Raw genomic sequence first — 26,485 nt, 5'->3', positions numbered from 1 at the left:
TAAATCAACCTCAATAAAACCTACTACCACAAAGCCTCAGCCCGAATAAGACCGCGCTCAATCACCGGATAGCCACTAAATGCCATCGTCATGCCCGCCTCATTAGCCGTTAGTCGACAAGTAGCGCCTAACGGGAAGCTGTGCTTGCGAGCAACGTGACCAAAGGGCACTCCCGTGAATACTGGCAAACCCGTTACTTTACGCAACTGCATGATGACCTCATCCATATTATAGCGAGCATCATAGCTGTCCTCTCCTGTACCCGCAAAGGCTCCCAAGACAATAGCTTGCTGATTTTTAAAGGCGCCCGCCAGATATAGGCTATACAGCATGCGTTCTACCCGATAAGGCTGCTCGCCAACATCCTCTAAAAAGACAATTCCACCATCAGGTTGCGGTAGATAGTCGCTACCCGCCAGCGCGGAGACAACACTTAGATTGCCTCCCCAAAGCGTACCGGTAATACCTGAAGCCGGTAGTTTAGATAATAGTTTAGCTGGATTTACAATAGCTTGTGATGGCGACGGGATAAGCTCTATCTGTAACGCCGGGTTGGTCAAGGCTTCGACAAACCCTTGCGAGCTGATTTGATCCGGTTTAGCTTTACCAAACTCGCTATAGAGCATCGGGGCGGCTAGGCTACTCATCTGCCCTTGTGCCAGCAGCGCACACTGCACAGCAGTGACATCACTAAAGCCGGCCATAATCGTGCCATACTCCTGCATGACTCGGCCCAACGTTACCCAATCGAGCATCGGCAATACGCGCATAGCGCCATAACCACCACGCACCCCAAGTAGCAGCTTTGGGGCAGCGATAGCACCAGTTGCGATATTCTGTAAATCGCTAGCCCGTTGGCTGTCAGTACCCGCAAAACGTAAAAACTGCCGTTGCACAATTTCAGGGTTGTCAATATGGAAGCCGGCGCAGCTTAAACGCTCAAGGCTTAACTGGTTGCGCTCATCATTCACGCCGGCATTGGAGCTAGCAAACAGACGCGTAGCAATCGTAGCTGGCAAGCAGTTCGCACTAGTCGCAACAGGAGTTGCTGTAGGTGGCGTAGCATTTGTAAGCGATTGAGCAAGCGGCTGAGTCACTGCCTTAGCGAAAGTACTGCCCGTAATCGTCAGCGCCCCTACCCCAATGCTCGCCTTGGTCAAAAACTGCCGACGACTCAGTGCTTTTGTTTCAGTAGACCCTGCAGAAGTAGGCGATTCAGCCTTATCGATTGGATAACTAGACATAAGAGTGCTCGCTCACTACGGTAGTAAAACTATAATTTAAGAAAGGTTTTAAGAGATGATGTAAAAGATAATTCAAGGAAATATCGGGGTGTTTAAACGCAGATGGGTAACCTAAAGCAGGCAACTGAATGCCTACCTAGCGTCCCTTAGTCTGGCAAATCGTAACGCACTTTGTCCGGATTGACCCCAAACGAAAAAACAAAGGTCGCCACCAATGAATTGACCACGATAAAGGCGATATCCGCTGAAGGATGCCCCATGATAAATTTACCTAGCAGCCAAGAGACTACCAGCATGACGACAAAAAATGCGGCCAAACACTGCAAAATGACGGGGTGCGTCAAACGATACGGCTGTGTTGGTGCGGGTTTTTTATCCAATATATAGGTGCGCGTGGCCCAGCCCAATGCGTAGGCAATGCCCCCTATTAATACATAACTTATAAATCCCACGGTATTCCTCTTTGTCTGTTGGGTTGAACTGCCAATAATCAGTAGTGCGTTTATCGGGGTAACGGCCCATCGCTATTAGCTCTACTGTCTACTGCTCGCCCACTTGCTCAATCACAATATTGGCATGCGGGTCGGCCAAGATATCTGTATTGACCTCATCACACTCTACTTTATAGACCGTATTCGCGCCTTTATAGATATAGGCGAGATATTCGCTATCGAGTAGCGGATCGATATTGGCATACACGCTTTTGACATGAGCTAAGACTAGAAAGCGGTCTGGACGGGCGAGTATGGCATCGATATTATTCGCATCAATCGAGAAAAACTCACGAACTTTCGAGATGGGCAGCACTTCTAAGGCTTCTGGGGTGTCCCAAACGCGTTTCGCACTGGCCGGCTCTTTCATCTGCATGACGTATTGGCCATTATTTTCACTAACCTTAATCTGCGCAGGTTCGCCATAACCCACCGTATAGCAACCGATGAGGTCTGTTAAGTTTTGCGTCGTTGCCTTAGTATCAGTAGTGACTGCCGCTGACTTTTCAGGGTCTTGGCTACAGGCGGTAAGGGTCAGCGCACTCACAGCGATTGTGCTAAGCAATATTTTACGCAGCCCAATCGAGGATACAGTACGGTTGCTATCATTATAGGGTGTTGCAAAAGAGCGTACAGAATTCATCAGCTTACTTAAGGCGGGCATAGACTCACACTACCATCGTCCAATATAAACGCCTATATTAGCAAATATCCTCAGATATCTATATAGATAACCCCATTGCTAGCCATGATGCCGCCGTCTAAGCACTCCTTTAGCGCGTTGCCAACACGATTTATGGCTTTATTTAGGCTCTTCTCTTCATAATACTGCCGTTAAGCCTTATAATCCTTAGCCAATAGTTGCCAATAGGCAGCGCCTTCTGATTGAAAATATTGTTTAAAGTATTCGTCGAAGTTCTATATATCGTTACTGTAAAAGAGAGTCTATGTCTGTTTTAGATGCAAAAGCCAATACTACCGTTGCCTTTACTGATGGGGCTTGCAAAGGCAATCCAGGGGCTGGTGGTTGGGGTGCGTTTTTAGTCTTCGCCGATGGTCAGACCCAAGCGTGGTGCGGCGGCGATAAAGCAACTACGAACAATCGGATGGAGCTGATGGGCGCGATTCAAGCGTTACAACAGAGCCCACGTGATGTGACCTTAGAGCTCTGGACCGACTCCAGCTATGTCAAAAACGGCATCACTCAATGGATTGATGGTTGGAAAAAGAAAGGTTGGAAAACGTCTGGTAATAAACCTGTTGCCAATCAAGACCTATGGCAACAGCTCGATGAGTTACGTCAAGCGCGTGATGTGAGTTGGCATTGGGTCAAAGGTCATGCTGGTCATGCAGGTAATGAAAAAGCAGATGAGCTGGCCAACTTGGGAGTTGAGCGAGTGCTGGCAGGTCACCCTGAACCGTTTAACTCTACTGGAGCTAACGTCGCCCACGCCAATGCTGAGCCAGCTGCTAATTCTGAACAAGCCGCTGGGCTAAAAAAAAACACTATAGCTCCTGCTGAAGACGATTGGCTAGCCTTTGATCCTTTAGGTTTGGATATGGCAGATGAATTGCCAGAAGACCTTGCGGATGAGCTGCCCGAAGACTTCGCCGATGAGGTATTGGCAGAAGAATTCTTGGCCAGTGCTCCCTTAGCAAGTGATGATTTATCAAACGCTGATTTGCTACCTAATGACTTGCTAACTAGTAATGTACAACCAACCAGCTCGCCTTCTTTATCAAGCTCGCAACCAAATGACACTACTCCTATGACCCAAGATAACGCTAATTTCTCTGATACTCATGCGCCTGCTACCGTCTCTGCTAGTGATCCAACGCTGGCTAATAGCGAAACGACTAGCGACCGAATGGCAGAAGCACCGATAGCTTTTGATGGCGATACCAGTAAGTTTAACCCGCATTTTGTGCCGCTATTGCCTGAGCCCATCCATCGCGGCCGTAATGCACGCCAGCTGATTATGGATACGGAAACCACGGGTCTAGATGCCGGTAAGGGTGACCGTATTATTGAGGTCGGTATTGTCGAGATGATTGGTCGTAAGTTTACTGGAGAGAAGCTGCACGTCTATATTAATCCAGAGCGTGGTATGGACGAAGGCGCTATCCGTATTCACGGCATCTCTGAAGCTTTTTTGCAGGACAAACCCAAGTTTGCCGAAGTGGCGCAAAAGCTGTTTGACTTTATGGAAGGCGCTGAGGTTATAGCCCATAATGCCCCTTTCGATATGAGCTTCTTGAGCATGGAGTTTGACCGTGTGGGCCTCACAGGCTTTGCGGATACGGTACAAGTCACTGACTCTTTAGTGATGGCGAAGCAGCAATATCCGGGGCAGCGTAACACGCTAGATGCGCTAGTCAGACGCCTTAACGTGGGTAAGCAAGACCGTACTTTTCACGGAGCCTTACTCGATGCAGAGATTTTAGCCGAAGTCTATCTGGCTATGACTGGTGGCCAAGTCGCACTAGCTATTGATGAAGATACCCAAAGCGATGGCGGCGGCTCTCACGCGACCTTTGCCCAGATGGCTGACTTGCTAGTCGCCTCTCCCGTAGACACCGGCGCGCATCAGGCTTGGCTAGCTGAATTAAGTGAGCAATATCCGGCACTAAAAGAAGTCTGGCAGGCTTAGCCTATAGGTAAGGTAAGATACCCTTATTATGAAATTTATTCCTGCCAGTTGAATACTTATGGCTAAAGTGCTGTAATGGGAATATGCTGATGATAACTATAGGTTATCGATTGGCTGATTGTAAGGTTAGCTGGTGTTGACTATAGCGGTACCACCCCTTCTCAAGGTTGGCATGTACTGGTATAGATAGCTGGTGTTGCGCTCTGCTGACACAGTTAAAGTCGGTTGGTGCGTCAAGAGACAAAAAAGTTGAATTGCGCACCTATACGAACCAATAATGCTCAGCAGAATACCAAGAACATAATTCTTTGCTTGTATAATTTTCATTGGAATATTTTAACTATGATGCAGCCTAATACCTCTATTTCAACAGGTAACACGTCAACGCTATCAGCCAACAACTTTGATTTACCTTCTTTACATCTGCTGCGTAGTGAAATTGATGTGGCGTTAAAAGATGCGGAGACCCATCTCAGTGAATTCAATGATGACAGTGAGCAAGCCCCGCTATTGCTAGACTCGGTAGAAGTGCTGACCCAGCTGACTGACGTATTAAAGCTCATCTCCTTGCAAGGGGCCAGTGAATTGGCCGAAGCTATTGCCTTATGTTTAAAGCAGCTCTACGATGCTGGTGATAATAATGACTCGGCACGTATTATGGATCTCTCAGAAGCCATTATGACGTTGGATCGCTATATCGAGTTTGTATTATTACAAGAGACTTTAGAGCCTTCTTTACTGTTGCCTATTATTAATAAGCTTTATCAGCATCTTGATAAGCCTGAGTTGGCTAACAATGCCTTTGCTCAGCTCAAGAGCACCAGTATCTCTATCGCCAATCCAGAACGCAACTATCAATCTTTAAGCAGCCTGAATCTCGATATCGATAAATTAAGCAAAGCTTATCGTGCAGGTCTGAGCGTAGTACTCACTAAAAAGGTGGCCAATCTGAGCGATGATGAGCAGAAAAAGCTGACGGCAATGGCGGCTGCCTGTGCGTTAATTGCAGCGCATACCGATACGTTGTTTTGGCAAGCTGCAACGGCTGCTGTGACGGATATCGCTGAGATTCTACCGTTAAGTAATGCTCGCAAACGCACCTTGATATTCGTAGAGCAGCAATTCCACGACTATCTGCCTGTGAATGACAACCGGTTTGCGGATTTGGTGAGTTTTGCCAGTAAGCGCAATCATGCACAAGCCCGCGCGCTTGAACAACAATACTCTTTTAACCGTATGGACGATCAGCAGCGCGAGCAAATGAAGCGCTTCTTATTTGGCCCTAATCGTAAAGTCACAGACACTCTCAACGAGTTAATCCAATCACAAATCAATGAGATTAAACAAAAGGTAGATGTCTATACTCGCCAAGATGACTTCCAAAGCTCGACCACGGACAATAAGCAAATTGCTAGCGACCTTGTTGCTTTAGGCGGTGCTATGAAACTGCTAGGGCTACAAGATGCGACAGATGCCTTATACGCAGAGGCCGAATCGGTCAAAGCTTGGCAGACCCCTAGGCCAGAGGATTTTGATAAGCTGCTTAACTCTTTGATGGTGGCCGAAAACGCCTCTATCATTATGGCTAAGGCGCATATTCCTGGGGCCTTCAATATGCCTCTACACAACCGTAATATCTCTATGCATCAGCTCGATACCGCCTATGAGACTTTAGTTGCAGAGTGTCGCCTAGCCATTAAAGAGATTGAGACGACTATCACCGGGTATGTCGAGGACCCGTTAGCCAATCAAGAAAGCATTGAGGTAGTAGCGGGACTGTTGCAGCAAGTCGCTGGCGCAGTGTGCTTTTTACCTATTGAAAATGCGGTCCATCTGTTGAGCCGTTTGGTCAAACATGTACAGAACTATACCTTTGATGAGGCTCGCGGTATCAACCAAGATAATTTAGAGCATATCGCTGATATCTTAATGGCGGTCGACTACCAATTAGATGGCTTAGAGAAAAAGCATCCTGTGGGTAAGCAAGCTATGCTTATCGGTCAACGTAGTCTGAGCCAATTACTAGCAGCGGCTTAACTTAAGCCTGAATTGAAGCATTGTATTGTTTTATTATGACCCCATTCTTGGACAGCTTCTTTTTAGATACGTATTTTTAGATGCCCTATTTTTCGATAATTTCTTTTTATTTTATTAATAAGCGCTGCTGTCCTCTAGCGGCATGCGCTTATGAGTAGCTTTTGATGCCTATAACAGCCTTAGTAATAGACGGTGACCACGTCTTATGTCAAAAAACGGCAACCGATTGGTTGCCGTTTGGTTTAGATATTCCCGCACAGGAAAATTGCGCACCCACGGCTACCGCAGTAGATAAGCCATTAGCGAACGCTGCTGTTAGTACATTATCCTATGAGCAACGGGGTCTGGTGCCGTTAAGCCACCCTTTCGCTACCGCAGCAGACGCTACTTTACCTAGTACGGCCGCGATGAGTCTAAAGTTTGCTCAAGACCATCATATTGCCATAGCCGATACCTTAAGCTTTATCCCTTATCGGGTGTTAATAGCGAGTCTATCTACACAAAACTGCCAAAGTTTAAGTGAAGCCATTCAACTGTTACGCTGGCAGGCACAAACTCGCTTTTGCAGCTGCTGTGGGGGTCCCGTAGCGCCGCATCGCTCTGGTGAGCGTGCCATGGTATGCTTAGATGCCACTTGCGGTCATGCTCAGTACCCGCGTATTCAACCGTGTATTATTACAATTATTACGCGAGCAAACCCTGCCACCGGGGTGTTGCAAATTTTGCTGGCCCAACATCATCGTCATACGCAGCGCGCCAGTATCCCGAAGAGCAATCCTTTATATGGCTTGATTGCCGGTTTCGTTGAAGTCGGTGAAAGTCTCGAGCAGGGATTAAGGCGTGAAGTGTTTGAAGAGGTGGCGCTGACCGTGGGCAAAATTCATTATATGGGCAGCCAACCTTGGCCTTATCCCTCAAACCTGATGATTGGTTTTCATGCCGAATACGAGTCGGGTGAGGTCATGATTGAAGCGGAAGAACTGTCTCATGCGGCTTTTTTTGATATTACTGACTTACCGCATATTCCCTCAGCAGGCTCGATTGCTTTTGATATGATTCAGCAAGTTATTAATCAGGCATAAGCTAATATAGTCAGTCCACTCAAGACTTGACACAGAGTCACTGGTATAAGTTTGCGCCTGCCTCAGTCATATAATGACTTCTAGCCAGAAAATTTATATCAGTGACTCGCTAAGTACCCCTTTTAAACAGGACTGGCTATATAGCGGATCAGAATATTGCTAATTAGAATATAGCCGCTTAGCAGCTAGCCCATTGGAACAACGGTTATCTTTTTCTGCATCATTCCCTAATGAATTTATTCTAACTTATTAAGTACCTTTTATTAAATGATCTCTTCTGACCACTCGTCTTATAGCGCTGCCGAGGTTACTCAAGCCAATAATGGTGACGACAGTACGCCAGCTACGCCTATTACTAATCGTTTAGCCACATTGCCTATCTTATTCGATAGTTTGCAACTCGATGCCTTACCGCAGCATACGCAACAGCTGATTGCGCAAATCGACGCTTGCCTGCCGCAAACGCAGTGTGGCTTATGCGACCATCCCGATGGCTGCTTGCCTTATGCAACTGCTATCGTCACGCAGCAAGAGCCGGTGAATAAATGCGTACCGGGTGGACAACCCGTCACCGATGCTATCGCACAGCTTATGGGACAAGAAACACTGCCTGTTACCCCGTCAAAGTGGCCAACTGATTTGACCTCAGGTCGACCTAGAGAAGTGCGCGCCATCATTCGCGAAGCCGATTGTATTGGCTGTACCAAGTGTATTCCTGCCTGCCCCGTTGATGCTATCGTCGGTACAGGCAAGCATATGCATACCATTTTTACCGACCTCTGCACTGGTTGCGAGCTGTGTCTACCGCCCTGCCCTGTGGATTGTATTGACCTAGTAGAAATCGAGCATACCCCTACGGCTGAGGAGCGCGTGCAAGAACAAGCGCATCTGCGCCAACGCTATCACACCCATTTAGACCGCGTCACTGAGCAGTTGGCGGATCGCACGCATGCCAAACCGGTGATCAGTATGGTTGAGGCTAAACTAGGCAATGCCACCAATCAAAGTATTGATATCGGTGAGGATGAAGCCAAGCATACTATCGCTGCTGCGAAACTACGCACCAAAATTAAGAAATTAGAGAAGCAACTGGCCGTGCGTGATAATCCTAAAAAACAAACTGAGCTGGCCGCCTTACAATTAGAACTAGCCGAACTGACAGCGTCTGTAGAATCAAACTCAATAGCCAACCTTCATTATGAATAAAAAGCATCATTACGAGTGAAAAAGAGCCATTATGAGTAAAGCCGTTAAACATAAAACTGCCGATACCCCGCCCTCACGCCGTTTGCGCAATCGCGACGTTCGCCCTTTTTTTGAAAAGCTCGCGGCTACTATCGATGAGCCGGTCACCGAGCTGCACTATAACAGTACCTTTGAATTACTCATTGCCGTGATATTGTCGGCACAAGCCACCGATGTAAGCGTCAATATCGCCACGGGTCCACTCTTTACGGTCGCCAATACCCCTGAAGCTATTTTAGCGCTAGGCGAAGATGGGCTAAAAGACTATATCAAAACCATTGGCCTTTATAACGCCAAAGCCAAAAACATCATCAAAACTTGTGCTGACCTCATTGAAAAACACAATAGCCAAGTCCCGGATACTCGACCAGAGCTAGAAGCCTTAGCAGGGGTGGGCCGTAAAACTGCGAACGTGGTACTGAATACTGCTTTTGGTCAGCCCACGATGGCTGTCGATACCCATATCTTTCGTGTCAGCAACCGTACGGGTTTAGCGACAGGCAAGACCGTATTAGCAGTAGAAAAGAAACTGGTTGAGCGTATTCCTGATGACTTTATTATTGATGCGCATCACTACCTTATCTTACATGGTCGCTATACTTGCCAAGCGCGCACGCCAAAATGCGGCGCCTGCCCGGTGTATGAAGAATGCATGTTTAAAGACAAAGCGCATTTTTTAGAGCTTTAACGACTAAACCCCTAAATACAGGGTTATTAACCTTCACTTAGTCGCCTCTATTTAGAAAAGGCAAGCGCTAAAGATTCTCCTATAATTCTGTTAATGCTCTGAAAATATCCATTTGCCTTAATAGTAAGAACCACTGCTAGAGTTTTATAGCGTTTCACGGTAAAATACGCTATTTTATTTATTCCTTTCCGCCTGCTATCACTGAATCTTTGTCTTTATAAAATAAGCGCATAGAACTTATCATTGCGGATAAGTATAGTGATAGCAGTGCCTGCAAATAAGCGACGTCCCGATTATGCGTGAATACGAAATTTTTACTTCCGAATCTGTCAGCGAAGGCCATCCCGATAAAATGGCTGATCAAATTTCCGATGCCCTGCTTGACGCTATCATGCGTGAAGACTTGCATGCGCGAGTAGCGTGCGAAACTTTGGTAAAGACAGGCGCGGTAGTATTGGCCGGTGAGATATCCACCACCGCCAATATCGATATCGAGCGCATCGTCCGTGATACCGTAAATGACATTGGCTATAACCATTCAGACTTAGGCTTTGATGGCGAGACTTGTGCCGTTATCAACATGATTGGTAAGCAGTCTCCAGAGATCGCTCAGGGCGTTGACCGCATTAACCCTGAAGACCAAGGCGCCGGTGACCAAGGCTTGATGTTTGGTTATGCGAGCAACGAGACCGAAGTCTTGATGCCCGCTCCGATTGAGTATGCGCATCGTCTAATGGAGCGTCAATCAGAGCTGCGTCGCTCAGGCGAGTTGGCTTGGTTGCGCCCTGATGCGAAAGCTCAGGTCACGCTGCAGTATGAAAACGGCATCCCTTCTGCTATCGATGCGGTCGTATTATCCACGCAGCATGACCCAGACGTCTCGCAAGCCGATTTGCAAGAAGCCATTATGGAAAGCCTGATTAAGCACGTATTACCAGCGAATTTATTGCATGCAGGCACGCGCTACCATATCAACCCAACGGGTAAGTTCGTCATTGGCGGTCCAGTAGGTGATGCTGGTCTAACCGGTCGTAAGATTATCGTCGATACTTATGGCGGTATGGCGCGTCATGGTGGTGGTGCTTTCAGTGGTAAAGACCCTTCTAAAGTAGACCGTAGCGCAGCGTATGCCGGCCGTTATGTCGCCAAAAACTTAGTGGCCGCCGGTATCGCTGAGCGTTGTGAAGTGCAGATTAGTTATGCTATTGGCGTAGCAGAGCCAACTTCTATTTCTATCAACACTTTTGGTACCTCTAAAATCAGCCATGCAGCCATTATCGAGCTGATTCGCAGCCACTTTGACCTGCGTCCCTATGGCATTACTCATATGCTCAACCTATTACAACCCATGTATCAGCAGACCGCCACCTATGGTCACTTTGGCCGCGAAGGGTCTGAGACTGCTTTCACTTGGGAAAAAACCGACAAAGCTGACTTGCTAAAAGCTGCTGCTGGCCTTTAATTCGCGATAACTAACGGCGGCTCTATCATTAAATAGGCAGCCGTTAGTTATTTTTTCATTACCACCACTACTAAGGCGGAGACCCTATGAGCAACGATAATATCGATAGCCAAGCTAATTTAAATAATTCTAATGACGCCGCCGATGCCGCAACAGAGACTGAAGTTACTGCTGATATGCAGGCTTTTTATCATCGTGCCGATGCCGTGATTGAGCTGGCAAACGGTCAATTGAGCCCAACCTCACATTCAGGCCAAGTGGGCGCCTCATTATTATATGCTGCGGCTCGCTATAGCGCCTCTGTCGCCTCTATTGGCTTTGTCAAAGGCGATGACTTGCGTAAAGAAAAAGAAGATATCTTGGACTTTTATACCAAGCAATATCGTCAAATGCTCAGCGATAATCTAGACGACTACGCGCAGAACTTTGATAAATATATTCAGGTTGGCAAATAACCTTATTTATTCAACTGCCCAATCTGTAACGTATTACCAAAATAGCCTGTCTTATTGATAGGCTATTTTTTCTGTCTATTTTTCATGCTTGACTGCGCACTGTCTTCTGCTTTGCTCACCAATACGCTACTTGTTAATCCGAAGAATTTCGTTAAGATACAGATTAGGCCGCATTAGCTATAGTTATAGTTATTTCCCTGTAAAAACGATAGCTAATATTAAAAAGCCCCCTATAACTGCTCGTTATTATTAAAAGGATGTTTTATGCGCAGCACGGATACGCAACGAAAAATGGCTAAAAAAATAACCCCTAAACCACTACCCGTCTATAAATCTTGGTCGGCTATACTCTGCTTAGCTTTGAGCTTGCCAGTGGGATTAACGCTAACGGGGTGTGACCCTATGGTGACTATTCCAGTACCGCAAACGCAGCCGTTAGAAGCGCCAGTGCAACCCACTACGACCTCCATAAAATATGATAATAAAACAGCCACCCAATGCCCTACCTTTAACCCCGAAAAAACCATGTGCACCATGCAATACGACCCCGTTTGCGTTAAAGTTAAAACCGCAACAGGGATTAGCTATCGTACTAGCGGCAACGCTTGTAGTGGCTGTATGAGCGCTGAAGCAATCAGCTATGTGCCGGGCGAATGCGGTGCTACAGCGAAGAAACAATAGGCTTAACTGTTTCGTAATAAAGGCTTTCTCAGCAACCGCTCCAATAAGAACCCCAATAAAAATCCCTCGCTATCTTAGATAACGAGGGGTTTGTTTTAGGCAATACAACTGTCAGGCTAAACACTAATAACGGGAGATTAACAGTGCCATCAAAGGTTACTCACCAGACTCAATCGCTGGTGGGCCTTTTAACAGGTGCTCATCGACAAACTCATTGGCAGAGTTATGCTCAGCCGACTCGTCTGTGATGAATTTCTGTTGATTGCGATATAGAATCAGTCGGTCACGACCTAAAGCGCGCATCAGCGAGTACAGCATCACAAACACGACGATAGCGAACGGGAAACCTGCCGCGATAGCTGCTGCCTGCAAGGCCTGTAAGCCCCCTGCTGCTAATAAGATAGCTGCGATAACGCCTTCCGTACCTGCCCAGAATAGTCGCTGAATCTTCGGGGGGTTGGTATCGCCACCAGCTGTCAACATATCTATGACGAAACTGGCTGAATCCGATGATGTCACAAACCACAGTACAATCATAATCATAATGATAAAATTAACTATTGAGGTGAACGGATAGAATTCCATCAATTTAAAGATAGCACTACCGGTATCTGCGCTGACCGCTTCTACTAAGCCAGGACTAGCGATAGCCGGGTCTGCTGCTGCCATTAGCTCCATATGGACAGCCGTACCGCCAAAAGTGGTGAACCATAAAAATAGAATGGCCATGGGGATGAAGAGCACGCCCAATAGAAACTCACGGATAGTACGGCCACGCGAGATACGGGCAATAAACACCCCTACGAATGGTGACCAACTGATCCACCAGGCCCAATAGAAAATCGTCCAAGAAGACTGCCAATCCGTACCACTGTAAGCCTCGCTCCAAAAACCTAACGGTATCAGCTGATGCACATAGTTACCGATATTCTCTACAAAGCTATCGAAGATAAACTGGGTTGGGCCAAATATTATGGCAAAGGCTAACAAGATGAAGGTTAAGCCAATATTAATATTACTAAGCCGCTTAATCCCTTTATCCAGCCCCATCATGAGCGAGCCACACGCCAATAGCGTGATGAGCACAATCAAAATAATCTGCACCGTGACGCTATTGGGAATCCCAAACAGACCTTTTAAGCCTGAGTTAATCTGTAGCACCCCTAGCCCTAGCGTAGTGACCACGCCAAACATAGTCCCAAAGACGGCTAAAACATCGACCGTATGACCCCAACCGCCATAGATTTTTTGGCCTAAAATGGGAAACAAGGTCGAGCGAATAGCTAGCGGTAGACCACGGCGATAATGGAAATATGCCAGTGATAAAGCGACGATGGCATAAATGCCCCAAGCATGAATACCATAATGTAGGAAGGAGATATTCATCGCTTGTTTTGCGGCGGCAACCGTCTCAGCTTCACCCATGGGTGGCGCCATATAATGATATAGCGGCTCAGCCGTTCCCCAATAAAGCAGGCCAATACCAATACCTGCTGAGAACAGCATGCCAATCCATGAAGGTAAATTGTACTGCGGTGTTTCGGTCTGATGACCCAGGCGGATATCGCCATATTTACTCATAACGAGAAATAGGCATAAAAAAACCGCCAGGTTCATTAAGATAAGGAACATCCAACCAAAGCGGTGGGTAATGAAGGACTGCATGGCAACGAATACCGTGCTGGCCAGGTCATTAAACAGCGCACCAAAAATAATAAAGCCGACAATTAATAATGCCGACGTAATAAAAACGGGTTTGTTGACCCGCGGAAATGGCCCTAAACGGCCAACTTTCAGCTGATCCATAGTGTCTCTCAATTTTTTTGGGGGAGCTACCATAACAATTTGTTTACGTATTATCAAATTTCTGTCATGTTTTTAACGTAAGTATTTATAAACGTAGCTAATAAATCCTGCTGTGAAACTAATCTTACAAAACCTTAAACCCCTCTATCTACCTGCCATAAACCGGAAAATTAGCCAAAAAAACAGCCCTGCATAGGCAGAGCTATTCTTTAGTTTAAATCGTTAATTGTTAATAGTTAGGCGTTAATCTCCTGAGACAATCTTAGGCGGGCCCTTCAACAGATGCTCATCGACAAACTCATTCGCAGAGTTATGCTCCGCTGACTCATCAGTGATGAATTTCTGCTGGTTGCGATAGAGTATCAGGCGATCGCGGCTCAAGCCTCGCAATAACGCATACATCATCACAAAGACCACCAAGGCAAACGGGAAACCGGCGACGATAGCTGCGGCTTGTAGGGCTCCTAGGCCACCGGCAGCTAATAAGATAGCGGCAATAACCCCTTCTGTCGTTGCCCAATAAAGTCGCTGAATCTTTGGTGGGTTGGTATCCCCACCAGCGGTCAACATATCAATGACGAAACTGGCTGAATCTGACGAGGTCACAAACCACAACATAATCATCACTATGATTAATAAGGTAATCGGTTTCGCTAGCGGATAGTATTGGATTAATTGAAAAATGGCACTCCCACTGTCCGTTTTCACCGCATCAATGAGACCGGGGCTTAGGATAGCTGGGTCAAGTGCAGCGGCTAATTCCATATGAATAGAGACGCCACCAAAAGTCGTGAACCAAAAGAATAAAATGGTCATCGGAATGAGCAGTACACCGAGCGTAAACTCACGAATGGTACGACCACGGCTGATACGGGCAATAAATACGCCCACGAATGGTGACCAACTGACCCACCAAGCCCAATAAAAAATAGTCCATGCAGCCTGCCAATCCGTGCCACTATAGGCCTCGCCCCAAGTCCCTAGCGGCACTAAAACTGCAACGTAATTGCCAATATTTTCAACGAAACTGTCGAAAATAAATAAGGTCGGCCCTAATATGACCATAAAGGCTAGCAAAATGGCAGTGAGACCAATATTGATATCGCTCAACCGTTTGATGCCTTTATCAAGACCCATCATCACCGACAGTGCCGCCATCGCGGTGATAAAGGCGATTAGCGCATACTGCACCATCAAACTATTGGGAATACCAAAGAGACTCTCAAGCCCTGAGTTAATCTGCATCACCCCCAGACCTAGCGAAGTCACTACCCCAAACATAGTACCAAACACGGCTAAGATATCGACGGTATGGCCCCAAGGTCCGTATATTTTTTTGCCCAGAATAGGATAAAGCGTAGAGCGAATCGACAGCGGTAGCCCGCGGCGAAAATGGAAATAGGCTAGCGATAACGCGACGATAGTATAAATAGCCCAAGCGTGTAACCCCCAATGCATAAAGGAGATATTCATTGCTTGCTTGGCCGCTTCAATGCTCTCTGCCTCGCCCATCGGCGGTGCCATAAAATGATACAGCGGCTCAGCCGTGCCCCAATAGAGCAGACCAATCCCAATACCGGCTGAAAACAGCATGCCAATCCACGACACTAGACTATACTGCGGCGTCTCAGTCTGATGCCCTAGCCGGATATCCCCGTAGCGACTCATCGCTATATATAAGCATAGCGCTAAGGCAACATTCACTAAAATTATAAAAAACCAACCAAACTTGGTGGTAATAAAGGTCTGTAAATAACTAAAAACCGCCCCTGCAGTTTCTGTAAATAAAGCGCCAAAGATAATAAAGCCTATAATTAATAAGGTCGAAACAATAAAAACGGGTTTGCTCACCCGCGGAAACGGGCCCAATCTACCTACTTTAACTTCACTCATATGATTACAAAACTGCCCATTAAAATAACAACCTTAACAAGCTAATAAATAATTATCAATTTAGCAAAGCCAATAAGAATAAGACTTAAAGGCATTTAATGTACAGTAATACTAATAAAATATAATAGAAAATATTTCTAATTCAGCTATTTAGCAAAATTTTATGAACACTATAAATCGTAATAATCCAATGAAAAAAGAAATGTAACCAAAACCATTTATAGCGCATCGTTATTATTCCACACCCTATCGCTCCGTAAGCTAAACCACCGTTTCATCCTTATAGTGAAGCCTGTTTAAAACCCGCACATAGGAAGTCACTGAGAAAAACTTACGTCATAACAGTGGTATAACCTCTATAATCCCTGCCTTAATCTTACTGATAGCGGCGAGCATTATTTAACCTAGTATTTATCTGTGTATTGGAGCCGATGGTGCTAGTATGGCAATAGACTACGTTAATTTATTTAGATTACTTTATTAAGGTCATACGGTCGCGCTATTTACTTTGGAAGTCCTAATGTCAGACCCTTCAGCTCGCAGTGGCCCCTCTCAACAGTCTCGCTTGATAGCTATCGGCGATATTCATGGCTGTCTCAAATTACTAGAAGCCCTATTGACCACCCTCGCCCCGCAACCTTCAGATACCCTTATCTTTTTAGGTGATATGGTGGATCGCGGTGCAGACAGTAAAGGCGTCATCGACCGCATTATGAGCCTTGAATCTCACTGTAAGGTCATCAGTATTTGCGGCAATCACGAAGAGATGATGCTGGGCAGTTGCAGCGAGCCTGAGTATATCCAGTATTGGTTACGTTTTGGGGGTGCAGAGGCTTTGGCCTCTTTTGGCTTGCCTGCAGCGCCTGAAAGTATTGCGCTAATCCCTAAAAAATATACCCAGTGGCTGCGTAGCCTAGTCCGCTATCATGAAACTGAGAGTTTTATCTTTTGCCATGGCGCGCCCCGTCCCGAAACTCCGATAGCGCAACAAAAAGGCGAGTTAAGATGGCGTTTTCTACAGAAAAAAGACAGTGGACACTGCTCAGGCAAGACCGTCATTTGTGGTCATTCCGAGCAGCGCAATGGCGAGGTGTGGCAACAAGAGCAGCTGATATGCATTGATACCTATGCTCATGGTGGCGGCAATCTTACGGCCTTAGAAGTTATTAATAAAAACTCTGGTAAGGTATGGCAGGTGAGTGCCAACGCAGAGCCTAAGGTTGCCAAAGTCGTGTTTTAAAGGTCTTGTTTTAAACCCCGAGCTTCTCTAGCTTATCTGGTAGTAACTGCATTAATTTAGCGCCTGCTGAATCTTCCAATAAAAACACTTGCCCATCAACGGTCAAGACGCTCCGGATACGCTCACCCATCTCATAGCGGTACAACTCCTGCGCAGCTTGCCCTTTATTTGCCGTATCTAAATCAGCGACTATTAATGCCTTAGACGATAAACCACTGATAAGCGTCTTGCCTTGCCAAGCAGGAAAGTCAGCGTGCGCACCTGTCTGATAGATACTGAGCGCTGACGGTGAAATTACGGGCGTCCAACTAATCTTAGGGGTAGCAAATTCAGGGCGAGTATCATGGTCAGGGATAGGAATGCCCGAATAATTACGGCCATTAGAGACTTCAGGCCAACCATAGTTTTGCCCTTTGACGATAAGATTGAGCTCATCGCCGCCGCGCGGCCCCATCTCATGCGCCCAAAGATTGCCAGTAGCATCAAAGCTCATACCCAAAACGTTGCGATGGCCCAAGCTCCAAATCTGCTGGGTGACGGGATTGCTCTCTGATGCCGCAAAAGGATTGTCTTTGGGTATCGTACCATCAGGATTGAGCCGGACAATCTTGCCCAGGTTCATCGCCATATCTTGCGCGGGGTCTTTCTCTTGGCGCTCACCTGAGCTGATATACAGATAGCGACCGTCAGGCGAGAATAATAGTCGGTGGCTAAAGTGACCTTGCCCGCTCATCTTAGGGGACTGCTGCCAAATCGGGGTAATGTCCTGCAGACTTGGGGACTCAGTGTCCAGTCCTGTAAGCGTGGCTTTGACCACCTTAGCGCCAAACTTACCTTCATCCGCCCCTGTACCTGCCTCGACATAGCTGAGATAAATGGCTTGAGTGGTGGCGAAATCGGGCGCTAAAATAATATCGCCAAGGCCACCTTGACCGCCATAAGCCACTGGGGGCACGCCTGCTATTTGGGTTTTCTTACCCGTAATGGTATCGACGATAAAGAGCTCACCGGTCTTTTGCGTGACCAATAGTTTCAAAGCCGTATTGGCCGCCTTAGGTAGCGCCGTCATCGCCCATGGCTCCGCAAAAGTCGTGATAGTCTTGGTCTGAAAAGTAGGCCTAGCTGCCTTAACCTGATCGTTCGCCTTAGCGTTAGTAGCTTGCTGCTCACTGGTTTGACTATTGGGGGCATCGGTGGCTGCTATGTTACTGCCCTCCTCTTTAGACTCAGCGGGATTTGAGCAGCCCAATAGTAGACCTAGTACTACGACAGACCCTGTAAGCATCACCCCATTTCGCGAGCGATTTGGCATATTTGACCGTCTGCTTTCACCTTGAGCATCGTGCTTCATCTTGGTATTCCCTGTTTTCTAAATCAATAGGTATCACTTACTATAGCGGTTTTAACCTACTGTCACTATAGTAAAATAGCGCAGCCACACCTTAAATAGACCCTAAATAGCCCTTCGATAGTATTTTGATCACAACAACTTTAAACCCTAAAAAACCCCGCACTTGCCTGGGCAAATACGGGGTTTATTTTATAGCTAACACTAATTCTCAGAATCAGCTAAGCATTACGCTTTATTGATATCAACCGCTTTACTAAAGCTCAGCTCATCGTCTTCGCCCACATCCACTTGGATGGTATCGCCAGCGACAAACTCACCTGCGAGTAGCTTTAAGGACAATGGGTTTTCAATCTGCTGCTGAATCGCACGTTTGAGCGGACGTGCCCCATACACCGGATCGTAACCCACCGCGACAAGTTTCGTCATCGCATCAGGCGACAAAGTAATATCCATCTCACGCTCATGCAAACGCTGACGTAAGCGGTTCATTTGGATATCAGCAATACCTGCCATCTGCGACATACCGAGAGGATGGAATACCACGATTTCATCAATACGGTTGACGAACTCTGGACGGAAATGCTGTCCCACTGACTCCATTACTGCTGCCTTGATTTCGTCATATTCATCACCCGCCATCTCTTGGATTTTATGCGAACCCAAGTTACTGGTCATGATGATAACCGTATTTTTGAAGTCGACCACACGACCTTGCGAGTCGGTCAAGCGTCCATCATCGAGCACTTGCAGCAAGATGTTAAACACATCGGTATGCGCTTTTTCTACCTCATCAAACAAGACGACGCTATAAGGTTTACGACGAATCGCTTCAGTCAGCGTACCGCCCTCTTCATAACCGACATAGCCAGGAGGCGCACCGACCAAACGACTGACGCTATGCTTTTCCATATACTCGCTCATATCGATACGCACTAGCGCATCCTCTGAGTCAAACAGGAAGTTAGCCAAGGATTTGGTCAGCTCCGTCTTACCCACACCTGTTGGGCCAAGGAATAGGAACGAGCCTGACGGACGGTTTGGATCAGAGAGTCCAGCACGGCTACGGCGTACGGCGTTCGCCACCGAAAGCACAGCTTCGTCTTGTCCAATGACGCGCTCATGGAGTTTTTCTTCCATCGCTAGCATCTTGTCACGCTCACCTTGTAGCATTTTGGCGACCGGGATACCCGTTGCGGCACTCACCACTTCGGCAATCTCGTTGTCCGTGACTTTATTACGCAGCAGTTTGATGCTAGGCGCTTCGCCAGACTGCTCTCTTTGCTCAGCCAAATCGGATTCGGTAATCCGCTTCTCTAACTGCGGAATAGTCTCGTACTGCAACTTAGACATGGTCTCGTAATCGCCTTCACGACTGGCTTTGTCATAGGCAATACGGGCTTTATCCAACTCGTCTTTGAGCTGCTGACTGCCTTTAACTAAGGCTTTTTCTGCCTGCCAGATCTCATTAAGATCGGCGTACTCTTTTTCTAGCTCTTCGATTTGCTCATCGAGGACTTTACGCTCGGCTTGCGCACCAGCATCCTCTTCATTTTTAAGCACTTCGCGCTGCATTTTTAGCTGAATCAAACGGCTATCAAGCTTGCCTAAAGACTCAGGCTTGCTGTCCATCTCCATCCGTAGACGGCTGGCCGCCTCATCCACCAAGTCAATCGCCTTATCCGGTAGCTTACGATCGGTGATATAGCGATGGCTCATGCGTGCTGCGGCAATAATAGCGCTGTCCTGGATATCCACCCCATGGTGCAACTCATAACGCTCTTTTAGACCACGCAGGATAGCGATGGTATCTTCCACGGTAGGCTCATCGACAAATACTTTTTGGAAGCGACGCTCAAGCGCAGCATCCTTCTCAATATACTGACGATACTCGTCCAACGTGGTCGCCCCAACGCAGTGCAGCTCACCACGGGCCAACGCAGGCTTGAGCATATTGCCCGCATCCATAGCCCCATCAGACTTACCAGCTCCGACCATCGTATGGAGCTCGTCGATGAATAAGATGACGTTACCTTCTTGTTTGGCTAGGTCATTGAGGACACTTTTGAGTCGCTCTTCAAACTCACCACGGAACTTAGCACCCGCAATCAAAGCACCTAAATCAAGAGACAGCACTTCTTTATGGCGTAGGCCTTCAGGCACATCCCCATTGATAATCTTTTGCGCAAGACCCTCTACAATAGCGGTCTTACCCACACCGGGCTCACCAATAAGTACCGGGTTATTTTTGGTACGGCGCGATAACACCTGAATGGTACGGCGAATCTCTTCATCACGGCCAATGACCGGATCCAGCTTGCCCATCTCAGCGCGTTCAGTCAGGTTGATGGTGTATTTATTCAGAGCATCACGCTGATCTTCGGCGTTTTGATTGTTCACGGTTTGCTCACCGCGCAACTGTTCGATAACGGTTTTCAATTTCGCAGCCGTGACCCCGGCTTCTTCAAATATTTTCTTAGTATCGCCCTGCTCGGCCAAGGCTAGCATGACCCATTCGGTCGCAATAAAGTCGTCACCGGCTTTCTGTGCTTGGCGATCGGCTAAGTTTAAGATTTTGGCAGCAGCTGGGTTTAGATTTACCTCACCCGTTGGCGTACCTATGACGGCCTGATTGTTCAGGGCTTTAGCCACCCCATTTTTCAACGCAGGAATACTCGCGCCCGCTTGTTGGCAGACCGACAGGTTGGACTCATCTTCGAGCAGCACCGCCATGATATGGACGGGATCAATGCTAGTATGATCACGCCCAAGCGCTAAGCTTTGCGCTTGTTGGACGGCAGCTTGTAATTTCTGGGTAAATTTCTCAAATCTCATTAGGGTATCCTTTTATAATTAGTATTAGACCACTTAATAAATCAGCTCAATATCTTATAACGCTATTAATCATAATGTTATTTTCTATCAAACCGGTGGCTTATCTTGTTCTATATATGTGGTTAACTCACTCAAATTTCAAGCTTAATTTAATGATTAAATTAATTGTCAATTTAGAAAAATTACCATTTAGTCACTGCGGCATACTGTTGAGATACTAATACTTTCTAGCCTCTCTTTATATGCTTTAGTGACTTTTCTGAAGTACTTTTCACAATTGGCTTGGCCCAAGTAAGACTTCCAAACGTATTTCGCTAGCTAGAAACAAATTAGGGTAGTTCCACTTAGGCTATTTATTATAAGGATAATAGGAATCAGTAGCCTCAAATTCAAGGTAATACACTAAGAAATTTTAGCTGCATAATTAACAAGCCTTGCTTTGTCTTGCTACCACACGATTTCAATCGGAGTACCTAAGTCCACCATACTCATAATTTCATCCATTTCTTTATTGGTCACCGCGATACAACCATTGGTCCAATCGCGCTGCTGCATAACCTTGGCCAGTGCGCCAAAGCCATTCATCTGCCCATGAATCATAATGTCACCACCAGGGCTGACCCCTCGACTGGCAGCGGCTGCTTTATCTGCTGCATTAGGGTAACTGATATGGATAGAGCGATGGGCAATAGAGTTTTCATTTTTATAATCTAGGCTGTAAGTGCCTTCTGGCGTGCGCTCATCCCCCTCTTCGCGCTTATGACCTTGCGGATTATCTCCTAACGCGATGCAGTAGCTTCTCACCACTTCACCTTGGCTTAACAACGCCATATTACGAGAGGATTTATCGACGACGACCTTATCTACCTTTACTTCATTCTGCAGAATATTACTGAAGGGAGCACTAGCCACCGCTGCATTAGGCTCAAGCGAATTGGGCAACTTTAGCCAATAAAATCCGCCTAAAGTCAGCATACCCAATAGCGCCAAAATTAATATGGGCTTAGCTAAACTCAGCATTGTTACCGTTGCAGGTCTTGATTTAGCATTATTTTTTTTCATAGCCGGCTACTCTGCGGATTATTTACCCTTAGCATCGCAAACCGTTATGTAGAGAGGGCGTAAAACGAATGGAGTTTTTATGAAAATAAACTGTAACCCATAAAAAAGCACCTTACCGCAGTAAAGTGCTTTTCAAAACTAAGCCAAGCTTGTGCCGAGAGGCAGCCGCTAACGCTATTAGGTCATACGAATAGCGCCATCAAGGCGGATAACTTCGCCGTTGAGGTAACCATTGCTAGCGATATGGCAGACCAACTCACCAAACTCTTTTGGTGCGCCCAAACGTTTTGGATAAGGTACCGCTGCTTCTAACTGCTCGCGGGCTTTTTCAGGTAAGCTTTCCATCATTGGGGTATTAAAGATACCTGGAGCGATAGTCATCACTCGGATACCGTGACGCGTTAACTCACGCGCTAAAGGTAGGTTTAGACCCACCACGCCCGCTTTTGACGACGCATAGCTGCCCTGACCCACTTGACCATCATAAGCTGCGACGGAGGCGGTATTAATAATAACGCCTTGATCCTCATTAGCCGGACCACCGTTTGCAGCGACACGCTTGGCGATGCTAGCAGCTACCAAACGCGCTACGTTAAACGTGCCTACTAGGTTGATGTTGACGCCTTTACTAAATTGATCGAGATCAGCAGGGTTGTTATCACGGTCTAGCAACTTTTGCACAACAGCAATACCGGCACAGTTGACTGAACCATGGATGCCGCCAAATTCTGACTCAGCTAAGGCTACAGCAGCTTGTACATCATCACCACTGGTGACGTCACAGCGAGAAAAGCGCACGCTATCGCCCAACTCATTCGCCAGTGCTTCACCTTTGTCACTGTTCAAATCAGCGATGATAACGTTTGCGCCTGCTGCTGCTAGCTCACGAGTAGAAGCTTCGCCCAATCCTGATGCGCCACCCGTCACTAAAAAAGTCTTTCCTTGAATCTGCATACGGTGTCCTTGTTGTTAATAATTAATTTATCAATACTTAGGGTGTTAATAATGAAATTCTAATTTGCAAGCATAGCTGTTATGAAACCTATAGGGTTTAGATAGCTATACTCTGTCACTCTCGATGTACGATAGTAAACCCAATCTACAGGTAAACCTAGTCTAGAAAGTAGACTTGCTCGTCAGTTCAGTACATTAAATATGCTCAATCGCAGTATTTATGCCTGACGCAATAAGAAGCGCTGCGTTTTGCCACTAGGGGTCTTTGGCAAGGCCTCAATAAATTCAACGTAACGTGGATAAGCATGCGCCGATAAGCGCTTATGTACTAGCGTCTTAATCTCTTGCGCCAGCTCATCACTACCTTCATAGCCGGGTTTTAATACCACAAAAGATTTAATCACATGGCCGCGTACTTCATCTGGCACTCCAACCGCCGCAGACTCTGCCACAGCCGCATGCTCCATCACACAGTTTTCCACATCGGTCGGCCCTACACGATAACCGGCGGTAGTAATAATATCGTCATCACGCCCTGCATACCAATAAGTACCATCGCTGTGGCGTTCTACCACATCACCCGTTAGGTAATAATCTCCGTGGAAGGCATCTTTTTCATTCCAACTGTAGCCATTAAAATAGAAGGTCGGCGATTGACTGACTACGATGGCCAACTGTCCTTGCTCGCCATCCGCCACTTCCTGCATATCATCATCTAAAATGGCTAAGGTGTGGCCTGGTAATGGCATACCCATCGAGCCAGTGGGCGCTTCATGAGTCAAAGAATGGTGTACACAACAAGTCATACCGGTCTCAGTCTGACCGTATTGATCGCAAACGCGGCAACCCAAATTGTCAGTGACCCAACCGACCACTTCAGTATTTAGAGTCTCGCCCGCCGAGTTGGCTACGCGTAAGAATAGCTGGTCGCTATTGCCCTCAAAAAGACCGCTCGACTTCATCATCCGGAAAGCGGTTGGTGACGATGCTAAATTGGTGATTTTATGACGGACTAAGAAATCAAAGACGTTTTGAGCATCAAATCCGGCTTCATTAAAATAGGTCGTTGAACCCAACAGTAACGGACCGGTGATCGCGTAATACAAGCCATAGGCCCAACCAGGATCCGCCATATTCCAATAGGTATCTTCTTCTTGTAGACCGATAGCAAAACGCATATACAGATAGAAAGCCGGCAGCGCAGATAATGGCACGCTCACCCCTTTTGACTTGCCTACGGTGCCTGAGGTAAACATCTGCAAGAAAGCATCATCTGCTGATAATAATACTGCCTCACACTCCGTAGATTGCTGCGCTACTAGGTCATGATAGTCATCATCGTCCCACTTATTCTGCAAGTCACCCTTACCTTCATTACGCTCAGCGTCGTTGGTTACCAATACCATTTTAGTTGGGGTCTGTACTTCTTCGAATTTATGACGGTTATCAGGGTTGGTAAAGACCACTTTAGTATGTGCTTTTTCTAAGCGATACTCGATAGACTCTACGCCAAAAGCGGTAAATAAAGGCTGATAAATCGCGCCTAGACGCCACGTGGCTAACACCACGGTCAATAGCTCAGGAGTACGCGGCAGCATAGTGGCGACTCTATCGCCTGCTTTTACACCGTAAGATTTGAGTAGATTCGCCACTTGACCACTTTGCTCAGCCAATTCATTAAAGGTCAGACTAGTGACTTTACCATTAGTATCTTCATGCACTAAAGCAACTTTATCACCTTTGCCATCACGGACATGGCGACCGCAACAAGCTAAATAAGCATTGCGACTGTCATCCAGCTCGCTGCCAAAGATATCTTGCATCAAAGTGTCTTTATCAAAATTCTGATAATAATCGCTGTAAGCTTGGATAGAAGTGTCATTTTCAGAGGGATTGCTGGTAGTAGAGGTCATGCTGGCTATTCCTTTAGCTAATGGTGATAAGTAAAATCCTATACCCGTATTAATAACTTATTTCATCAGTTATTTCAATACATATCGTATCATTTAAATTAATAGATTTATATATCTGGCTTATTTTACAATGATTTATAGCTAAATTTGCTTAGCTAGCTTTGGCCTTCAAAAAGGCTAATAGGGCTTTTTCATCGACATGTTGATGAGCTCGGCAGCGACCACGGCGGGCTTGTTTATAAGGCTCAATAAACTTGCCAGCGAGAAAAGTAGCGATAACTTGGGGATGGATATAAGACTCACGGCATACAGTGGGGGTATTGCCTAATTTTTCTGCAACCGCTTTTACCATATCGGTCACGCATTGCTGCCGCCCCTTACTATCCGGCTCGCTAGCTAAGATTTCGTCATCCGCATTCTCATAAAGATAACTCGCTGCCAAGACCGAGGCCATCCAAGTGCGAAAGTCTTTGGCGCTATATTCATGCCCGGTATGTTGGCGTAAATAATCGTTCACATCACTGCTATCAACTATTTGCTTATCACCCTCTGCATCAATGTATTTAAAAATACGATAGCCTGGTAAATCAGAACAAGCATGAATAATATCAATCAACCGTTCATCTTGTAGTTCGATATGATGGGTTTTGGCACTCTTACCTACGAAATCAAAAGCTAGCCCTTCCTCCGTATGGCTCACATGCTTGCTGCGTAATGTGCTTAAACCATAGCTGTGATTTTGCTTGGCATAACGGTCGTTACCAATACGAATCAAGGTCGTCTCTAACAACTTAACCACAGCTGCCAAAACATTATTACGCGATAACTGCTCACTCTCTAAATCCTCTTCCAACTGGGCACGTAAAGCGGGCAAGTTTTCGCCAAAACCAATCATCGCATCAAACTTCGCTTGATCGCGCACTGTATTCCACAGCTCGTGATAGAGATACTGTTTGCGGCTTTTGTCATCGCGTCCGGTAGATTGCAGATGGCCGTCCTCGAAACGGCAAATCCACACCTCCGACCACATCGGTGGAATCACTAGCATCTCAAAGCGTTGGCGTAATTTTTTATCTTTAATAGTTTTGCCCAGCTCGTCTTTATAAGTAAAACCTTTGCCATGACGCTTACGGGAAAAGCCCGGCTCTACGTCACTTACGTAGCGGAGTTTGGCACGTTTAGCGAGGGCTTCGTAGTCATGACGCAAATCTAATGATTCAGTTGCTGAGGTTGTCATAGCAGGGTTCCATATAGTCGCTAGTAGCTGGTTAATTATTATTTTTAAAGCAATATGATTGCTAGAGTTTAGGTAGTTTTGCTAATTTATAACAGAGGATTGCCATAGCAAAATGGTTAGCCCTTGTAACTGCTATTAAGAAATATTTTGACGCTCATTAA

At 46.5% G+C, this 26,485-nt stretch carries 20 protein-coding genes; 9 read left to right on the top strand and 11 right to left on the bottom strand.

From position 1 onward, the window contains the following. Positions 1–23 precede the first annotated feature (23 nt). The 3 genes from ACZ2XM_RS02485 to ACZ2XM_RS02475 form a co-directional block, all read right to left on the bottom strand. Entirely contained in the window at positions 24–1,244 is a 1,221-nt protein-coding gene (locus ACZ2XM_RS02485) for an LD-carboxypeptidase (RefSeq protein ID WP_490588408.1), read from the bottom strand. A gap of 146 nt (positions 1,245–1,390) precedes the next feature. Beyond that, positions 1,391–1,696 (bottom strand): hypothetical protein, encoded by a 306-nt coding sequence (locus tag ACZ2XM_RS02480; protein ID WP_490588409.1) that lies wholly within the window; start codon positions 1,694–1,696, stop codon positions 1,391–1,393. A gap of 88 nt (positions 1,697–1,784) precedes the next feature. Then, entirely contained in the window at positions 1,785–2,399 is a 615-nt protein-coding gene (locus ACZ2XM_RS02475; RefSeq protein ID WP_490588410.1) for a hypothetical protein, read from the bottom strand. 283 nt (positions 2,400–2,682) lie between these two features. Here ACZ2XM_RS02475 and dnaQ point away from each other — a divergent pair, with 283 nt between their 5' ends. The 8 genes from dnaQ (at position 2,683) to ACZ2XM_RS02435 (ending at position 12,036) form a co-directional block, all read left to right on the top strand. Next, positions 2,683–4,386, top strand: a complete 1,704-nt coding sequence (gene dnaQ, locus ACZ2XM_RS02470; protein ID WP_490588411.1) for a DNA polymerase III subunit epsilon — start codon at positions 2,683–2,685, stop codon at positions 4,384–4,386. Positions 4,387–4,728: 342 nt separating this feature from the next. Then, entirely contained in the window at positions 4,729–6,423 is a 1,695-nt protein-coding gene (locus ACZ2XM_RS02465) for a hypothetical protein (RefSeq protein WP_490588412.1), read from the top strand. A gap of 164 nt (positions 6,424–6,587) precedes the next feature. Then, the gene (gene nudC / locus ACZ2XM_RS02460) at positions 6,588–7,505 is read left to right on the top strand and encodes an NAD(+) diphosphatase (RefSeq protein WP_490588544.1); all 918 of its coding nucleotides are present in this window, start codon (positions 6,588–6,590) and stop codon (positions 7,503–7,505) included. A gap of 267 nt (positions 7,506–7,772) precedes the next feature. Further along, entirely contained in the window at positions 7,773–8,711 is a 939-nt protein-coding gene (locus ACZ2XM_RS02455; RefSeq protein WP_490588413.1) for an RnfABCDGE type electron transport complex subunit B, read from the top strand. Between the two features lie 31 nt (positions 8,712–8,742). Then, positions 8,743–9,438: an endonuclease III gene (gene nth, locus ACZ2XM_RS02450; protein ID WP_490588414.1), complete on the top strand. Its 696-nt coding sequence runs from the start codon at positions 8,743–8,745 to the stop codon at positions 9,436–9,438. A gap of 295 nt (positions 9,439–9,733) precedes the next feature. Beyond that, positions 9,734–10,900: a methionine adenosyltransferase gene (metK, locus tag ACZ2XM_RS02445; RefSeq protein WP_490588415.1), complete on the top strand. Its 1,167-nt coding sequence runs from the start codon at positions 9,734–9,736 to the stop codon at positions 10,898–10,900. 176 nt (positions 10,901–11,076) lie between these two features. Continuing rightward, entirely contained in the window at positions 11,077–11,355 is a 279-nt protein-coding gene (locus ACZ2XM_RS02440; protein ID WP_227676717.1) for a DUF3144 domain-containing protein, read from the top strand. Positions 11,356–11,619: 264 nt separating this feature from the next. Beyond that, positions 11,620–12,036, top strand: a complete 417-nt coding sequence (locus ACZ2XM_RS02435; RefSeq protein WP_490588416.1) for a hypothetical protein — start codon at positions 11,620–11,622, stop codon at positions 12,034–12,036. A 156-nt stretch (positions 12,037–12,192) separates the two neighbouring features. On the opposite strand, the gene ACZ2XM_RS02430 is transcribed toward ACZ2XM_RS02435, so the two are convergent. Next, positions 12,193–13,842 (bottom strand): BCCT family transporter, encoded by a 1,650-nt coding sequence (locus tag ACZ2XM_RS02430; protein WP_490598314.1) that lies wholly within the window; start codon positions 13,840–13,842, stop codon positions 12,193–12,195. 243 nt (positions 13,843–14,085) lie between these two features. Next, complete coding sequence (locus tag ACZ2XM_RS02425) at positions 14,086–15,735, bottom strand: BCCT family transporter (protein WP_490588419.1); 1,650 nt, start codon at positions 15,733–15,735, stop codon at positions 14,086–14,088. Positions 15,736–16,255: 520 nt separating this feature from the next. Here ACZ2XM_RS02425 and ACZ2XM_RS02420 point away from each other — a divergent pair. Beyond that, entirely contained in the window at positions 16,256–16,975 is a 720-nt protein-coding gene (locus ACZ2XM_RS02420) for a metallophosphoesterase family protein (protein WP_490588420.1), read from the top strand. Positions 16,976–16,985: 10 nt separating this feature from the next. Here ACZ2XM_RS02420 and ACZ2XM_RS02415 read toward each other — a convergent pair whose 3' ends face one another. The 6 genes from ACZ2XM_RS02415 to ACZ2XM_RS02390 all read right to left on the bottom strand — a co-directional run bounded on the left by ACZ2XM_RS02415 (position 16,986) and on the right by ACZ2XM_RS02390 (position 26,324). Next, a complete protein-coding gene (locus ACZ2XM_RS02415) occupies positions 16,986–18,260 on the bottom strand; it encodes a PQQ-dependent sugar dehydrogenase (RefSeq protein ID WP_490588545.1) in 1,275 nt (424 codons plus the stop codon). Positions 18,261–18,551: 291 nt separating this feature from the next. Next, positions 18,552–21,158 carry an ATP-dependent chaperone ClpB gene (gene clpB / locus ACZ2XM_RS02410; RefSeq protein ID WP_490588421.1) on the bottom strand — a complete coding sequence of 869 codons (2,607 nt, stop codon included), beginning with the start codon at positions 21,156–21,158 and terminating at the stop codon, positions 18,552–18,554. A 447-nt stretch (positions 21,159–21,605) separates the two neighbouring features. Further along, on the bottom strand, positions 21,606–22,220 hold the full coding sequence (locus tag ACZ2XM_RS02405; RefSeq protein WP_490588422.1) for a L,D-transpeptidase family protein: 615 nt from the start codon (positions 22,218–22,220) through the stop codon (positions 21,606–21,608). 177 nt (positions 22,221–22,397) lie between these two features. After that, the gene (locus tag ACZ2XM_RS02400; RefSeq protein WP_490588423.1) at positions 22,398–23,174 is read right to left on the bottom strand and encodes an SDR family NAD(P)-dependent oxidoreductase; all 777 of its coding nucleotides are present in this window, start codon (positions 23,172–23,174) and stop codon (positions 22,398–22,400) included. Between the two features lie 218 nt (positions 23,175–23,392). After that, positions 23,393–25,087, bottom strand: a complete 1,695-nt coding sequence (locus tag ACZ2XM_RS02395; RefSeq protein ID WP_490588424.1) for an AMP-binding protein — start codon at positions 25,085–25,087, stop codon at positions 23,393–23,395. 151 nt (positions 25,088–25,238) lie between these two features. Next, entirely contained in the window at positions 25,239–26,324 is a 1,086-nt protein-coding gene (locus tag ACZ2XM_RS02390; protein ID WP_490588425.1) for a DNA topoisomerase IB, read from the bottom strand. Positions 26,325–26,485 lie beyond the last annotated feature (161 nt).

The organism is Psychrobacter sp. CoH-33_TS_01, assembly GCF_058189395.1.
Note: the sequence above shows the minus strand (reverse complement) of the source record. Positions and strands in the feature narration are given on the sequence as shown.